This window comes from Nostoc sp. XA010, from assembly GCF_020829625.1.
Classification (GTDB): Bacteria; Cyanobacteriota; Cyanobacteriia; order Cyanobacteriales; family Nostocaceae; genus Nostoc.
In genome coordinates this window covers 1-17,362 of the sequence record NZ_JAIVFX010000062.1, presented here as the reverse complement: position 1 = coordinate 17,362, position 17,362 = coordinate 1, and the positions used below count along the sequence as shown (strand labels likewise).

Genomic DNA, 17,362 nt, shown 5'->3' with positions numbered 1-17,362 from the left:
TTTTAGCTAGCGATCGCTGGCTCATACTCAATCAAAAAGCTTGGTATGCTAATGATATTTTCACCACCTCAAATATAGGGAAAAGCAACCCTTGATTATACCACAAAATATTTATGCAAGAGTTCTTTTGCTAATGGAACAGAGTTTAGTACTACTGAGACTCAAATTGCTCCTCTTTTAACTGTAAGCGCACCCATAGGTTTGAACTTAGAAAACAATACTGGTGAAATCCGTGTACAAGGTTCAGGACATACCTTGGGTATTTCTTCCTTGTTTTCACCCATTTCAGGGGCAGGTGCTAGCGACAATGGTCTGCGGGTTTTGCCGCAGAAAACCTTAGCCTTGATAGGGGGTGGCATTGCTTTAGAAGGAGGCAATTTGACAGCACCAGGAGGACGGGTAGAACTTGGTAGCGTTGGTAATGGAATAGTTACCTTAAATCCGACAACCTCCGGTTGGGTATTCGGATATGAGGGGTTACAAAACTTTCAAAATATCGAACTGTCTAAACGAGCATTGGTAGATGCTAGCGGCTCTGGAAGTAGTGCCGTTCAACTAGTAGGAAAACAAATTTTTTTGACTGAAGGCTCGGTTGCGTTGATTCAAAATCAAGGCGCACAGACTGGAAGCGGTATAAATATACAGGCTTCAAATTTACTTCAATTAAGTGGTACTTCTGTCGATGGAATGATCCCTAGTGGAGTTGAAATAGAAACTTTGGGAGGAAGTGTAGGTGATGTTGTAGTTTCAACTAAGCGTTTGAGCTTTGAAGATGGAGCAGCTATAAATAGCAAAACATTTACACAAGCAAGCGCGAGCAATATACTTCTGAATGCTTCTGAATCTATAGAGGTCAAAGGATTTTCTTTTATTAACCCTACCACTAGTAGCATTGCTAGTGGCGTTGGCTCATATACTTTTAGTGCTGGCACAAGTGGGAATATTGCGATTAACACAGGTCAATTAACTGCTTTAGATGGAGGTACTATAACGTCTGGAACTTTTGGTACTGGCACAGGTGGGGAATTGCTCATTAATGCGGCTCATAGTGTTGAATTGAGTGGGTTTAATCCTATCCTTTCTTCCCCAAGTCAAGTAGCTGTAGCGGCTTATAAATCTGGGAATTCCGGGAATTTGAAAGTCATCTCGCCTGAAATTAGATTAAACAACGGAGGCATTATTGCTTCTTATACTTTTTCCAGCGGGAATGCTGGAGATATCACAATTGAAGCCCCTAGTTTTCTAAGTATTACAACCCCTGTCAATACAAAAGATTTATCTTATGAATTTTTGTCTGGAATATCATCATACGCAGTATCCCCTCCTGTATTAATACAACAAGTTTTAGGACTATCTTCAGAGGTAAGTGGAGCAGCTAGGAGCATAAAAATAAAAACTGAACGATTATCCCTATCTAAAGGTTCAATTACCGTAAGTAATTTAGGCACTGGTTCAGCGGGGAACGTAGATATTGATGCAAATATAGTTTCTTTGAAGAATAATTCTTCCATTAGTGCTGCAACCGCATCGGCAGACGGAGGAAATATTTTTATACGCGCAAACGATGTGCAATTATTTGACAGCATTATCAGTGCTAGTGCCAGTAATCCTGAGGCGGCTTATCGTCTTTTAGGTATCGACTTTCCCTACAACCTTGCCCCAGTCGGTGCTGGTATTGGCGGAAATGTGACAATTAATACAAATACTCTGTTTTCTTTGGGAAATAGCACTATCACAGCCAACGCTTTTGAAGGACGCGGCGGAAATATCAGGATAAATGTCCGTGATGGGTTCCTTTTTTCTGAGAATAGCCTAGTTGAAGCCAGCTCTGAGTTTGGAATCAATGGCACAGTTCAAATCAATGGATTTGCTATTAATTCCAGGGGCGTTAAAGCAGCACCAGAAGTCGTTCAGGAAACTCCTGAAATAGACTCCAACTGCCAGGGGCAATCAGGTGTAGCGACAAGTGAATTAGTAATCAGTAGCAGAGGCGGTTTTCCACCTAGCTCTGACGAAATGCCAGAGAACATTTATGAACGGCAGAATAACTCTGTTCTAGTTGATAAAAACATTTCGGAAGAACATAAGGCATCAGCAATTGAACAAACCCTAGAAATCGTAGAAGCTAACACCTGGACAATAGACTCTAATGGAAGAATTGCCCTGATAGCAGACCCTAATACAGCCACCCCCGCTGCTTCGGCATTGTCTGCCTCAAAATGTCGTCAGGAATCTTATACATCAGAAGTATCACCAACCATAAAAACAGTACAGAGAAATGATTAAGTTCCAATACTGGTTCAAGTACTCGTTGTTAGGAATTCTAGCTTTGTCAATAGTTGTAAGCCAACCTTCTATTACCCCCGCTCAAACTTCAAACAAAAAAGCACAACAACACAATCAAGCGCAAGTATTGACCCAGGAAGGTTATAAGCAATTAAATCTCGGTCAGGCAATTAAAGCTCTAGAAATTTGGAAAAAAGCTACAAGCATTTATCGTCAATTAGATAATCAAGAGGAGATTAGTGGAAGCTTAATTGATGAGAGTATTGCCTTACAAGCTTTAGGTGCGAATCTTCGTACATGTCATACGCTTGTTGAAGCCTTAAAGTTAGATAAAAATGCTGAAATTTGTACTATTACTCCGTCACAACCGACTGAATCTATAAAACAACTACTTTATACAGCGATTACGAAGCAAAAACCAATATCAGTTTACTTATTGGGATGGCGTCATTTAGGAGAAGCCTTACGCCAAATAGGTAAGCTAGATGAATCAAAAATAGTTTTAAAAGAAACGCTCTTACTTACCAAGCAAATAGCTTCGGCTGATATTAGCGTAATTTTGCTATCTTTAGGGAAAGTTGAGCAATCTATTTACAAGCAAGCACAAAATAGATATTTACAGACAGAAGAACCCGCTTTTCAAAAAGAAATTGTTAATATAATCCAGGAGCATTCACTTAAGTCCCTTGATATTTATCAACAGGTGAGTAATATCCAAAATGCTCCAATCGCAGTAAAACTACAAGCTCAATTATACCGTTTGAGTTTACTATTAGATTTTGATAATTGGTTAGCAGCAGAGTCCAATTCAGGTAATATACAATTAAAGAATATTCGTACTAAAATTACTCATCAGATTCAGCCAGCGGCAACTCTAATTATAAGGAATTATTCGGCATTTTCTCAGCTACCAGCTAGTAATTCTATTTATGCCAAACTAAATTTTGCTAAAAGTTTAAATAAAATTGCAAGCAAACAATTACATTCACTAGCTATCGAATATGCTGAAGAGGCATTGCAGACAGCTAAAGGATTGAATAACCCGCGATTAAAGTCAGATAGCTTCGGCACTCTAGGCAAGTTAAAACCAGAGCAATCACTTGCATATTTTCAGGCAGCTTTGAGCCAAGCTCAGTTAAGTCAATCATCGGATCTTGCTTATCAATGGCAGCAGCAGTTAGGGGATTTGTACAAAAAACAAGGAAAATACGATACAGCCCTTCAGGCTTACAGTTCAGCAATTGATAATGTAACTAAAGTGCGTGATGATCTTTTGCCAAGCAATGCAGATTTACAATTCTCCTTCCAAGAAAAAGTGGAGCCTGTATATCGGGAGTATATGCGATTGCTCTTGGCATCTCCTAACCCTAATTTAAAACGAGTAATCCAGGCAAACGAACGGCTGCAAATCGCTCAATTAGAAAATTTTCTTCAATGTGGCAAACTTGACATCATCCCTTTAAATGAAGTTAAAAACTTGTCCAACCCTCCAGCAGTAGTTCACATTATTGATTTAGATAACAGCGTAGAAGTAATTGTCCAGTCCTCTGATGGCTCCTTTCACCACCATTCTGTTGACTCCAAGCTAGTTAAAACTAGCGCCGATAATCTATTAGAAATCTTACAATCTTCTAGACTAGCTTCTATTAATAAAAATTTGATTATTTCGCCTTCTCAATCACTTTATGACTTGTTAATTGCACCCGTCAAGACATACTTACCTCCATCAGGGACGTTAGTGCTTACTTTAGATACATCTTTCCAAAGCTTACCAATAGGTTTGCTTCATGACGGCAAAGATTATTTACTCAAGCGCTACAGCATTGCTCAAACTTTAGGTTCTAGGATTAGACCACCTAAATTTTTACCCAAAGAACAGTTAAGAGCCTTAATTGCTGGACTATCTAAATTTAGTCCCAGCTTTAACGCTCTAAATGCTCCCGAAGGCTTAAAAGCATTGTTAAGAGTGAAACAGGAGGTAGAAGATGTTAAAAAACAAACTACTTCTTCAACAGTCTTATTGAATGAAAAGTTTACTAGCCAGGCGCTTGAACAACAGTTAAGCACAAATCATTTTTCCATTCTTCATCTAACTACTCATGCTCAATTTAGTTCTGATGCCCAGAAAACAATGTTTTTTACTTGGAACAAACCAATTACTGTACTAGAGTTTGATAACTTACTAAAATTAAACGCTCAAACCAATGAAGATGGAATTGAACTATTAGTTTTAAGTGCCTGTGAAACCGCTAAGGGTAATAAGAGGTCAGCATTGGGGATTGCTGGTGTGGCAGCACAAGCAGGTGCCAGAAGTACAGTGGCAACTTTATGGAAGGTAGATGCTGACTCCACTGCTTTACTTATGGAAGAGTTTTACAAAAACTTGAAGTTCGGGACTCCTAAAGCAGAGGCATTACGTCAAGCACAATTAAATTTAATGTCAAATTCTAAGTACAGCCACCCTTATTTTTGGGCTTCGTTCTTGCTTGTTGGTGGATGGCTGTAAAATTTTGTGCAATCACAACCATAAGTTGTTGATAATTTTAACAACCAGATGTTGGCATTGGCAATCGGCAATGCCAACATCTGGTTGCTATCGTTGCCAACTTTTACCTATTGTGCCATTCTACCAACTTTAGTCTTTGTTGCACTCTAGCTAATTCATCTGAATTCTTAGTGCGTTTCGCCAATTCATTTGCCACCTGATAATTGCGAAGCGCTTCATTTGGCAACCATGCTTCTAGATATCGATCTGCCAGTACTCGGTAAAGAGTGGGGTTTTGACTTCCTGCTCCCACTCGTGCTTTCAGCGTCTCAATTGATTCATTCAAAAGGCTTTTGGACATAAATACAGCATCTAAATCTAAAAAAGCAGCTTCGTCTGGAGGCAAGTTTAATTCATTGATCTGCTTTACTTTATATGCAATTTCTTTTTGGTCTTTTTCTGGCAAAACACTGATTACTAAAGGCTCCGAACTAATCAAAGAACCTCTCAGGTTGGCAATGACAGTAATTTTGTAGGTGTTACCAAGTTGCAATTCTATTTGCTCTTTCGGGTATGCCAGTGTAGTCGTTTTCTGATCTACTGTTGCTTCCCAATAAAATTCGTAACCCTTTACAATTACTGTGTAACTAGTAGCGTTCGAGACAGCACTCCAAGATATTTGAGGCCGCGTACTTAACATTGAACTCCCGTAAGGGCTTATTAGGATTGGCGCTTCTTTTTCCTCACCTGCCCCCTTAGGGTTATAGCAATTACTCGGATTTAACCCCGTACATAGCTCCGCTATCTCTTGCGGCACTGTACACGTATCTGGCTCCTTGAACACGGTACTATGCTTCAGGTATACAAAATCTCCATTTAAGTAGCACAAAACCTTGACTGTAGCTCCCTTAACTGGATTAATCCGATCTCCTTGGCACAGTCGGCTTCCACTTGGCAAATGGAGATCGCCTGAGCTAGAGACTCTACCTATAAACTTGCGACACCCACTTTTTACTACTGCTACTGATTGAGTCCGACTTCCTGCGCTGCTAATACTTGAAAAAAGTAGTATTGATGGTAATATCGATACGAGCGCTGCAACTTGAAGCTTAAAAACTTTTTTCTTTCTATGGTTGAGTAAAGACTGCATTAAAAGGTTTTATCTATTTACTTGCCTGTTAATAGCATACATAAGTTTAATAGCGAAACAAATAAACTAAATCCAACTTTCGCAAAAATGCACCCTATTGAGAGATTTTTGAGTTATTGGTAAGGCGGTCTAATAATTCCTGCCTCCACTTGAAAACATCTTGCTGAGTAGTCCTAGCAAGCATACAGATTTCCCATGAAAGTCTGGCATCCTCAATTTTACCTAGAGCTTCTTGCACCTGAGCCAGCAAGCAGACAGCATCTATTCTCTTGCTGTCTAAATCACTTGCTTTTTGTAAATATTTCTCTGCCTCGTTATACTGATTTTGCATGAACTTTGCCCAACCCAAATTTTTATATAAAGCAGCTTGTAGTTTTGGGTCTTCAGTCAAGCGCAATCCTTCAAGCGCTAATGCAGTAGCCTGAGTATAGTCTTCTTTGAGATTTCTGAGCCGCGATAAATCATTGAGTGCGGGCACTGCTTTCTTATTAATTTTAATTGCTATTTTATATTGTTCTTGAGCTAAATCCTCTTTTCCTTCTTGATCATAAAAACTTCCTAACCTATAATATCCCTCCCAATCATTAGGTTTTAATTTCAAAATCTGCTGATAACTTTCTAAGGCACAAGCGACTTCTCCAAGCTGCCAACAAACTACAGCTAAACTATTATAAGCATTTATGTCTTTTCCATTATATTTAAGGGCTAACTCATAATATTTCTTCGCTAGTTTGAAGTTGTTAAAATGACGAGCAGCTTGCTCTAAGTAAAACTGAGAAACAGAAAGTTTAAGTTGGGGATTATATTCTATAGCTTGGTTAAAATAGTTTTGTGCAGTTTGCGAATCATTTGCTAATTCTGACTTTTTGCCTTGTAGTACTAAATTATTAGCCATTACTGGTAAAAATACTTTGAAACCTCCAAAAAGACCTAAAGCAATTAATGTAACTAATAAACCAAATAAAAATTTTTTAGACTTGATTAATCTATTGACTTTACTTTGCAGAGGAAGGCTTTTTAACCTCTGCAAAATTACTTGAGTATTTTGTGGGCGTTGCCCTGGGAAGGGAGCCATCAAATCATCAATAAAATCAGCCAAAGATTTATCGATATGAGGTGCTTTATTCCTCCAAAGTAGCCTGCCTGTTTTTTCGTCGCTTTTAATTTGAATTAAAGGAATACCAGTAACTAAGTTAACAAAAGTTCTGCCTAATGCGTAAAAGTCTGACTGTGGTACAGCTTGCCCATTAATTTGCTCTAAAGGGGAGAAACAAGCTGTCCGAACGATAGTTATGTCATGCCCACTACCTAATCCTGTACTGGTTCCTCCGCTAGTACTAACTTTCGCTAAGTAAGTTTTAGTAATTTCTCTTGCTCCACCGAAGTCGATAAGTGCTATTTCTCCAGTAGGCTGATAGATAATATTTTCTGGTTTAATATCTCTATGAAAAAAACCGGAACGATGAACTAAATCAAGAATCTCAACTAATTGTAATAACCAATCAAGTGCAATTTTTTGATAAACTCGCCCATAAGATTTTACCCATTGAGCTAAATTATCTCCTTCAAATTTTTGTATAACTAAACAATGTAATTGTAAAATACTATCATTCAAAGTTACAGTAAAATAATCTTCTCTGCTAGACTTAGGTATTCCAGGATGCTTAATAAGTTGTAATATAAATGCTTCTCTCCGAATCAATTCAACTAATTTAGAATCACTCCATTTTAATATTTTCATCACTCTGATTTGAGGTTTTGAATGTAAAATTATACCAGCATCCTCAACTTCAAAAACATCTGTGTAGTTAAATTGATTTTCTAAAGAACTCAACGGACGCAGCAAACGAATACGTTGGTTTATAAGCAAAGGATTACCGCAAGCTAAACAATTTTCAACATCATCAGGATTACGGCGTTGGGTACAAAGGTGATTTATACAGTAGCTCACAAGGGAACTTCTTTTATTTTCGTTTGAACTGGCATTTTACGTACTAAACCAAATGGATCGACTAAGATATATTTCTTAATTACTGGTTGCAAGCTATAACTAACCTCTTTACTAAAGGATTTTCTATAAGCTTCAACTAAAGAACGTTGTTCTAAAATTTCTATAGATGTTATTACTTCGGAAATTGATAATTCTAAGCCTAATTCCTTTTTCAATCCATTAATTAGGTTAGAAAAAGGAACTCTATCTGAATTATCCGACATCGTTTTTGCTAAATAAATCATTATTTGTCTTTGAAGATTGCTTAGAAGTCTTGACTGTGCAAATTGCTGATTTAACATAGCTTGAAGGCGCTCTCCTGTTAGAGTAGTTTGATATTCAAAAAACTTTTTAACGCTTCCACCGAAAAAATTATGAATTTTACTAATTACTGCCTCTAATTCTGATGGATCGCCACGATAAAAACTAATTAACTGTTTACATTCTTCACCACCTAAGCCTTTGTTATGTAACATTTGCATTGCTGCACTTTCTTCTAATCCTTCCAATCGTAAAGATTCAATATTAAAAGTTGTAGTTACATATACCATTTCTTTTAAAGGTACTTGGCTTGTAACAATAATACAACTTCTATGTTGTTCTTCTGCCAATTTTATGAATAGTTGTTCATAGTTTAATTTATTTTCAAAATTATCTGTTTGTAATAATCTTTCAAAACCATCTAGCACTATTAAACATTTATGAGAATCAAGGTAATTTGATAACAAACAAATTTTAGTTTGGAAGTCTTCATTATTAATTTCTAAACTTAAAATTTTAATAACTTCAGAAAGTAACTCATCAAGCGAGGAACCAGAATTCACTTTATACCAAACTACATATTCATAAATGTCAGGGGTTTCTAAAAGAATTTCTTCTAATAATTTTCTTGTTAGAAAGGTTTTTCCAATTCCTCCAACCCCAGTTATAGCTAAACAACGTTGCTTTAAAACATTAACTTCATTTTTTAACTTTTTAATCTCTTCTTCTCTACCATAGAAATATTTTAACTTAGGCAACTCTCCGTAAATTCTAGTCTTACCCACTAATTCATTATTATCAAATTTCGCTACCTCTAAATCGGCATAATACCTTTTTGTTAGTTTAACTAAAATATTCTTCAAATATATTTTTTTTACTTGTATACCATTACCAATAACTTCTGAAAGTAATAACCATAATTGCCGAGCTACTCCAGTACGCAAATAATGCATATTATACCCACTATCCCGCGCTATCTCTTCATAATCTTTGCCCTCCCAAGTCCCCTTAATTAAAACTTTTTCAGATTCTAAAAAGTACCTTCCAGTATGCTGATACACTTGCTCTTCCAAAATCTCCAGTATTCTCTCGATATCTAAACTTTTATCTGGGTTCATACTACTTACAAGTTCTGGCTGTAAAATTACTACAACTTATACTTATTCTATGTTTACCTAAACAAACCTATCTTTGTGTTATATTTCTTAACATACAGGATTGATCAAATTGCTTGCTCATGATAGTAATATTAAGACGCTACCCCGGTAAGTAGCATTACTGTATCTCAAAGTATATTGCCACAATTAGTTTTGAGTTACAGATGCAAATGGCTAAAGATTCCAGAAAAAAACTCTTCCAATGGGTTACTGTAATCAATGGTTAACTTGGTTAGTGCGGGAGATAAGTTTGCACTGAAGGGGCAAATCATCCAATTCTTTAGGATTAATGTTAATGCTTACAGCGCTTGCGATCTAAGCAGAAGCCCTTCCCTAATTAGGTAGACATATCTCTTATAAAGTGTGAGGAATCTTTAGATCATCCAAAAAACATCACTAATATGGAAAACTTAAAAGCAAAAAACACAACAATACCTGCATTTAACGCACAAAGCGCCACTAAGGAGTAGCGCTTTATGCGTGCTTTAAATTTCATATCGATTTAGAGCGGGGTTGATCTCGAAGGAACAAAATAAGTTGTCGTTGAAGTTTGGCGACCAATGCGACTACTAAATTTGTCCGAGAGTATAATCCGCGCTGCCAGATCCATTATAGGATCTGCCGCTTGGAAAGTCCATTCCTTGCGGTGTGTTTTGGCTGTCAAAATTCATAAATTTCTGTAAAATTAAGTTTGATTAAGAAATATCCCGAATTTCGTAGCAAAAAGCAGTAGCAGCGCGAATAACAGTTCCCAGTTCCCAGTTACCAGTTATCAGTTGGAATTCACAGTCCTTGATAACTATTGACTGATAACTGATACAACCCCCTCTGAAGCTTGTAAACCGAGTTATCAGAGGCGAAATCATGACTTATAGCAAAACCCCCAAGGGCGCAGTAGTAGAGCGCATTGGGTCAGATAGTAAGATTACACATCTTGTATGCGGTCTAGTAAAGGGGAATTTCAGCAATATCTTGGCTAGAGCGGAAATTGTCAGACTTTTTATAGAAGTGGAATTAGCTTTTAGTGTGTGTTCGCTGCTTTCACTAGTGGTGCGCCACACTATTCGTGCGTGGTGGCTAGCACCAGGGTACAAATTATGCTGACACTAGACAGAGAAGAAAACAAATCAGCACTTCATTACGATGATCTCAACAGCAGTATCAAAGACACCTTCGCTGCCATAGACCAATTTGAGTTGCAAGCAGTAGAACAGATTCGCCTCATGCATGACGAGCGGATGTACAGAATCGCTGGGTACAAAAACTTCTCAGAATATTGCCAAGGCGAATTGCATGTATATGGTGGCTATCGGCGTATAAATCAACTCTTAGGGGCATCAAAAGTTATTGTTGCAGCAGGGGAGTTGGGGCCACAGATTAAAAATGAGCGCCAAGCCCGTCCTCTTTTGAGGTTAGCCAAAGAACCTGAAAAACTTATTGCCGCGATAACACTGGCTTTGTCATCAAACCCAGACCCTAGTGAATCAGATTTCGCAGCTGCGGCTAATATTGTTGCCCCAATGCCAAGAGGAAAAAATAAATTCCATCAGGAACCATTGGTTCCGAAAAATGCCATCACAATTTCATCACCAGAACATCCCCGTTATGGGGAATCGGGAGTTATTGTTGCAGACGCACCGAATAATTCGCAGCAGATTGTGACTTTCGCTGATGGTGAAAGGCTGTTGGGAAACAATGCTGATATAAATGACGCAATTATGTCCCAATCGAATCAGCGAACTTACCCACCAGAGTACTCCGAAGCGATTGCGGCACTCAAAGAGCAACATAAGCTTGAGTTAGAGCGCTTACAGCAGGAATTGAGGATTGGACTACAGTCAGAAGCCACTGCTAGAGCCGAAGCCCAGGTAATTGAACAAATCTCATCCTTGCAAAACCTGTACAAGCAGCAAAAGGAGCAAAACATCCAGTTGCAGCAGCGCTTAGACGAGATGGAATCGCTACGGCAGTTGGAGACTGAGAACCAGCAGCTAAAAGAGCGCATTCGGGATTTGGAAAATGCTCAAGAACCTCGGACTGGACAAGATTGGGAGAATACTTACACTAAACTCCAGGCTAAAGCGTTAAACAAGAAGGTTCAGGAACCGCTGGAGAAGACAATTGATTTGAGAACTCTTGCACTTGTTCCACCCAAAGAAAATGCGACTGAATGTCTGCGCCTCATGGGTATGGCATTGAAAAACCTAAGCGTTGCCATGAACAATACCCAAGCGCTCGAAGCTGCGGCTCTCATTTTGGGTACTAGTCCCACACAGTCAGCCATCGCAACAAGGACGGAGCAATTACAGATGCTACCTATGGCTATTAGGGAAATTAGGCAAGTACTTGCACGTATTGAGTTCACATGGCAGGAGTTTTGGGCTGTGGCTGAAAAATACGAGGTGATAAAACCTGACTACTGGGCTGAACTTACCACCCAGGAGACTGATTTAATCACACAAGCCCAAAAAAACAGTGAACAGTTAACAGTAAACAGTGATAACTGATAACTGATAAGCTAATCGTCATTCATTTTTCCAGACTGACTCGCTCGTGGTAAGCGGCTCTAGCCCTGGGTTTATGCAACTTAAATGCTCATTAGCTTAACTGATAACTGATGACTGATGACTGATAAGCGAACAATTCGCAATTCGCAATGGGCTAACGCCCCGCTCCGCTAACGCAATTCGCAATTAAAGACAAGAAATTACTTAATTGTTGAATTGTTAATTAACGGGTTTGGGAGCTAACTCTGATTTAGAGAATCAGTGAACTTAATTCAGGGGTGGGTTCAGAGCTAACTCTGAATTCAACTGCGTTAGCGCAGCGGTAGCGACGCAGGAGCGTCATTGCGTTAGCAAAGCGGGGCGTTAGCCCATTGTCAATTGCGAATTGCCTTGACTGCGGCATAGGTGCTGCAAGTCGCTCACAAAGTCATGGAAAAATTTAGGAGAAAAGTGAATACAACAACTTATATTGCACTTAACGGTGGCAACAAAAAGCTCAAGGAGCCTAAACCAGATTGCAAGGTATCAGTTGAGCAGAGGGAACACCCAATTGAATACCCAAACAATCTCACTGATCACGAATACCATGAGATGACAGTTGGTAGTGCCATTCATCCGGCACTGGTTGAGCGCAACTTCTTCCACATTGAGGGAGAATCAGTTTACGACTACCTGTTCATCTCCAACAAAATCCCTCGAAAAAATGCAGGTCGAGTCACAGATGCATACATAAGGCAATATCAGCATCTATTACTTGGTGGGACGTGGATTCAGTCACTTGACCCATTCAAGAACTGGCAACCGATGGAGTGGGGAAGGATTAAGCCCAACTTCCCGCGCTTTGATTGGCAAAAAGGGAAACCCGTCAAATACGAGTCACCGCCCAAGACAGCCAACCGTGTTACTTATTTCGATGTTCCCAACTGTATTTTGAATCTAGTTGCACGGCGCTATAACGTTTCCGATATTCAAAGAGTGCTTTTTGCAAAACGTGGGAAAAAGCTTTGGCTTAAAAGTCGAAAGAACTCTGCTTTTGGCAATGGTACTCTCTTGCCTTCGCTCTTGCAACTAGGACAATACCAGGGAACGCTAACGCAAATCGCCCAGTATAGTTCCTTTTTAGCACTGTGCAGAAAAAGCATACTCAATCCCTTAATATTTTGGTCATGGGTTAAGCAGCACAAACTGAATTTCATCGACTCTCAGCAGAAAGATATACAAATCACCTTCTGGGAGTGGATAAAGCAACATCCAGAGATTCCGATTATCTTATGCGAGGGTGAGAAGAAGGCTGCTTGCTTGCTTAGTTTAGGGTTTGTAGCGATCGCACTTCCGGGAATTTGGAACGGGCGCGTGGGCAAACAAGATTTTGATGAACGGTTGCATCCAGATTTAATGCCCTTGGCACAACCGGGACGCAAGTTTATAATTCTTTTTGACCACGAAACTTCTTCTAAAACCAGGTGGTCGGTGTTTCAAGCCACTGTTCGCACTGCAAAAGTAATTGAGTCTGCTGGTTGTGAATGCGAAGTTGCATCACTGCCGGGGCCAGAAAAAGGCGTTGATGATTTTGTAGTTGGTCGCACTGAAGATGCCAATGCACTACTAACTGCAATCATAGACGATGCCAAATCGCTTAAAGATTACCAGCGCTCGTATCGGGCTAAGAAATGGGGACTCTCTAAGTACCAGCCTGATGTCACAGTCAATATTAAATATTTGACCCAAGCACTCTGCATTCCTGACTTATCAGAAAAATGTTCATCCACCCCGCCACTTTATGATCTTGGACTTGAAAAATTGTTCAGTCCAAATCTGATAGCTACGGACTGCGATTTGGATAAAGAGAAAAGGGAAAATGTTGAATTAATTGATTCTAGCTCCTTTAACGCCAAACCTAGTACCCAAAATCCCAAAAAATCTTTCCGTTTTCCAGACAAAGGACTGGTTGTACTGTGGAGCGACATGGGCACTGGGAAAACTGAACTTATGCGCTGGTGGCGTGAGCAAAACCCCGACGCTCGGTTCCTCAACAACGGGCATCGCGTCAACCTGCTGAAGAATTTAAGCGATCGCCTGAAAACTGCGATGTATTCAGACTTGGGTTACACAGGTTTAGCTCAAGCCCAAGCCCTTAGTATTACTATTGACAGCTTGCACAAACTCAATACCCAGGCGCTAATTTATGGCTGCATATTTATAGATGAAGCTTGCCAATACCTTACCCACCTACTACACAGTAATACGTGTAAACAGCACCGTGCAGCAATCTTGGAGGTACTGGAATATATAGTATACAACGCGCCACTAGTCGTCCTTGCCGATGCCCACATGGATGACCTGACAGTGGACTTCTTTCGGGCAATGCGACCAGTAGGTGAAGTTCCTTACATCGTCAAAAACGAGTGGAGAAATGGCTCACGCACTATATATTGGTACGAAGGCAGTAATTCAAGCGCCTTAGTTGCCCAGATTTCGGCAGCACTGATGCAAGGTCTGAAAATTATGGTAGCCAGCGACTCCAAGCGTTTCATCAAGAAACTCGAAAAGTCTTTTACTATTAAGTACGAAGATCCTAACTCTGACCAATCCCATACACCCCAAAAATGGCGCATCTGGTCTGTCCACTCCGATAATTCTGGCAGTGATGAAAACGTCGCTTTCATTAAAGATATCACCAACGCCGTCAAAAACTTTGATGCCTTGTTCACCTCTCCCAGCCTGGGGACTGGTGTCGATATTTCCGAGTATCATTTCGATTTGGTGTTTGGTGTTTTTCATGGAGTTTCCCAAACCGCTACCGAATGTGCCCAACAGCTTTACCGCTATCGCCCGAAAGTTCCGTTTCATATTTGGGTGGCCCCGCGTCCTCCCTTTGGTTACAAGGATACAAACGCATCCAAGATTAAAGAGCGCTTGCTCCAAACCAATGAAATGACTGCTTTCCTGTTGCGGATCGACCGTCAAACAGGCAAACGGGGCGCAGAGAAAGATTGGGCGCTTGAGGCTTACTGCCAAATTATGGCCAACCGCCACTATTCTCTAAATAATCTGCGTGATGATTTGCGATCGCTTCTCACCGAAATGGGCAATACATTTATATGTATGGGCAGTGATTCAGATCCTCAATCTCTTGAAAGTCTTAAAGCAGCAGCACAAGCTTTGGATAGTGCCCACAATTCGGCTGTTGCCAAGGCCAAGAATATTACTTTGAGCGAGTACCGTGCCCGTCAGAGCAAAGATTACCTTGACCCTAATGAAATTTTTGAATGTGAAAAGTTCCGCATCTCTGATTCTTACGGCATCGAAGTAACCGAATCGCTCGTAGAAATGGATAAAGGTGGTCGCTTAATTAGAGCAATTGCTGGACTTGAGGCCATTTTAGCCTCACCCGAAGAATCGTTTACTGACCCCAAAACTGGGCAAACTTATCCTACCCCACCAACAATTGTCACCCAAAAAGACCGCACCGAGCGGGACAATCTACCTTTGTGCATCGACTGGGGTAATTACTCCGCACGGTGGCTTGCTAGATTTAACCTGGGGCTGCATCAAATTCTCTTAAGTTTAATGAAGGGTGATGAAGTTACCGCCGACGATTCCACCTTACTCAAGATGACGGAGATCGCTATACATTGTGCTGCTCACGTCAAAGCAATTCTTGGGTTTACTATCCCCAGTGACTGTAAACCTATTTGGTTGCTGGCCACAATGCTAGAGCAGCTGGGGTTAAAGTTGACCTTCCGTAAGCAGGGTAAGCGCGGTGAACAGGTGAAACTTTTTTCTTTATCTAAAGAGGAATTAGAATTTGCAATGCATGTAATTGCTCATCGCGTGGAAAAGCGTAATCAAAAAGAAAATCGAACCTATTATGCTCCCCAAACCCCTGCTGTGTATAGTGTAAACCCTAATCAGCAGCCCGTATCCACACCCCCCCCTAATGCTATAGGGAACTCCCATTGCCAAGGGGAGGATACTACCAAATTTGAGTCGCCCCCAACCGATCGCATTACGCTACTTCATTGCGTGGAAATGCTACGCTCTGGTATCAAGCAGGGGGTTGAGGCGATTAAGGGCATCCTTAAGCGATGGGTTGAGGATTTGCGCTGGGATACGGTGCTGGAACTTGAAGCGATCGCGGCAAATGAACTGCGACTTGTGGAATCTCTTGTCCCTGAATTTTACGCCTTGCTGAATGAAGAAGTGTTGCCAATGGAGTTCTCCTAAACTTTCGTCATAACTAACCGCATCATTGAAGTAATTTCTACTTTTGCTTTCAGCAATTGCGCTGATGCTGCTTTGCTAAATCGATTTTTTGGTAAAATGGGGTCAAGAGCTTTCATGCACTGAATTATCGGTCACTTCGACAAAGGAGGATTTCCCGAAGTCGTCTTCATCAACCGGAGCAAGTAGTGCTAAAGATGATACCGCTCCCAATACTTGATCTTCTCTCACCTCCAGGTACTTGTACAGCTCGTCCAACATGCGATGCCCCGAGATTTCCTGAATCACTCTTAAGGGAATTCCGGCATTACTCATTGAGGTGAGTGCTGTGCGCCGAAAGCTGTGAGAGCTTACGCCTTCAACTCCTACTTTTTTGCAAGCGACTCGCAATAGCCACAGTGCCGAATCCCGGTGCAGGTGGTTATTGGCTCTTGAGTGGTCAGCATTTCCAGGGAACAGCCAAGGGGAATCATCACGCGGTTTATATGCTTGCAACCTGACTCGCAATTCTTGAATTACTGGGATGGCACGGGTAGCCAGTTTCCCTTTCGTGTTACCTTTGCGAAAGATGATTTTGGCTCTGACTTTTCCTTTGGCATCATATACGTCCCGCTTAAGCAACGTCACTGCTTCGCTCACCCGACAAGCTGTGTAAAGCATCACCGCAAACAGCGCTTTGTCTCGCAGTGAATCTACCCCCTGCGAGAACAGAAGTTGGATTTCCTGCAAAGACAGAATCTTTGCTTGACCATGCCTATCAATTTTCAAGGTTGCTGCCCCATCAACACCCCGCCCTGTTCTTATTATCCCAGTCCACGGGGACAGGAATTGCTACGGGGTGCAATTTTCGCAGCTATGCAGATGAGCAGTCAATACTTTTCGGATAAATCCAATAATCTCTCTTGTGGTCTGGGGAAAGGTTAAAGGCGAAGGGGTAAAGGTAAATATGAAACCCTTTTCCTTTCCCCCAAAACCCGAAAAGTATTGGATGAGCAGTATGAGTATTATCAGCGCTTAGTGGAATTGCTGGGAATATTTAATACTTAGTGTCTGGCGAAGATGATTGATGCTGGAATTGCTACGGGGTGATGTCTATATTGATTTGCAATCGCTAATGGTAGCCGTTGGCAGTAGCATCTTTTTACAAAAGCGATCGCCTCCGAAAAGAGCGAGTACAATACTGCTCGGTTAAGGGAAAATAGATAACGGAATAAATCATAATTTGTTCGCGTGTAATCTACGAGAACAAAAACAACTAAAAAGGTTGCTTGTACCTGAAGGCACTCTCGAAAAATTTAATTG

The 17,362-nt window shown here is 40.5% G+C and carries 8 protein-coding genes and 1 pseudogene; 5 read left to right on the top strand and 4 right to left on the bottom strand.

What is annotated here, in order from left to right; translation table 11 throughout:
• Positions 1-135 precede the first annotated feature (135 nt).
• Together LC608_RS33850 and LC608_RS33845 are read left to right on the top strand one after the other, a co-directional pair.
• Positions 136-2,286 (top strand): annotated as a pseudogene (locus LC608_RS33850) (hypothetical protein); the annotation flags it as partial.
• Positions 2,279-4,792 carry a CHAT domain-containing protein gene (locus tag LC608_RS33845; RefSeq protein ID WP_229557749.1) on the top strand — a complete coding sequence of 838 codons (2,514 nt, stop codon included), beginning with the start codon at positions 2,279-2,281 and terminating at the stop codon, positions 4,790-4,792. The pseudogene LC608_RS33850 and the gene LC608_RS33845, both read left to right, overlap by 8 nt.
• A 103-nt stretch (positions 4,793-4,895) precedes the next feature.
• Here the strand turns inward: LC608_RS33845 and LC608_RS33840 are convergent, their stop codons facing one another.
• The 3 genes from LC608_RS33840 to LC608_RS33830 form a co-directional block, all read right to left on the bottom strand.
• A complete protein-coding gene (locus LC608_RS33840) occupies positions 4,896-5,471 on the bottom strand; it encodes a hypothetical protein (protein ID WP_229557748.1) in 576 nt (191 codons plus the stop codon).
• 544 nt (positions 5,472-6,015) lie between these two features.
• Positions 6,016-7,872, bottom strand: a complete 1,857-nt coding sequence (locus tag LC608_RS33835; protein ID WP_229557747.1) for a tetratricopeptide repeat protein — start codon at positions 7,870-7,872, stop codon at positions 6,016-6,018.
• Positions 7,869-9,290 (bottom strand): NB-ARC domain-containing protein, encoded by a 1,422-nt coding sequence (locus LC608_RS33830; RefSeq protein WP_229557746.1) that lies wholly within the window; start codon positions 9,288-9,290, stop codon positions 7,869-7,871. Before LC608_RS33830 ends, LC608_RS33835 begins: the two co-directional genes overlap by 4 nt.
• 1,136 nt (positions 9,291-10,426) lie before the next feature.
• Between LC608_RS33830 and LC608_RS33825 the strand changes: the two genes are divergently transcribed.
• Positions 10,427-11,836 (top strand): hypothetical protein, encoded by a 1,410-nt coding sequence (locus LC608_RS33825; RefSeq protein ID WP_229557745.1) that lies wholly within the window; start codon positions 10,427-10,429, stop codon positions 11,834-11,836.
• Between the two features lie 591 nt (positions 11,837-12,427).
• Positions 12,428-16,063, top strand: coding sequence for a plasmid replication protein, CyRepA1 family (locus tag LC608_RS33820; protein ID WP_229557751.1), 3,636 nt, complete (start codon positions 12,428-12,430; stop codon positions 16,061-16,063).
• A gap of 102 nt (positions 16,064-16,165) precedes the next feature.
• On the opposite strand, the gene LC608_RS33815 is transcribed toward LC608_RS33820, so the two are convergent.
• Positions 16,166-16,828, bottom strand: a complete 663-nt coding sequence (locus tag LC608_RS33815; RefSeq protein ID WP_229557744.1) for a site-specific integrase — start codon at positions 16,826-16,828, stop codon at positions 16,166-16,168.
• 298 nt (positions 16,829-17,126) lie between these two features.
• Between LC608_RS33815 and LC608_RS37100 the strand changes: the two genes are divergently transcribed.
• Positions 17,127-17,252 (top strand): hypothetical protein, encoded by a 126-nt coding sequence (locus tag LC608_RS37100; RefSeq protein ID WP_267871313.1) that lies wholly within the window; start codon positions 17,127-17,129, stop codon positions 17,250-17,252.
• Positions 17,253-17,362 lie beyond the last annotated feature (110 nt).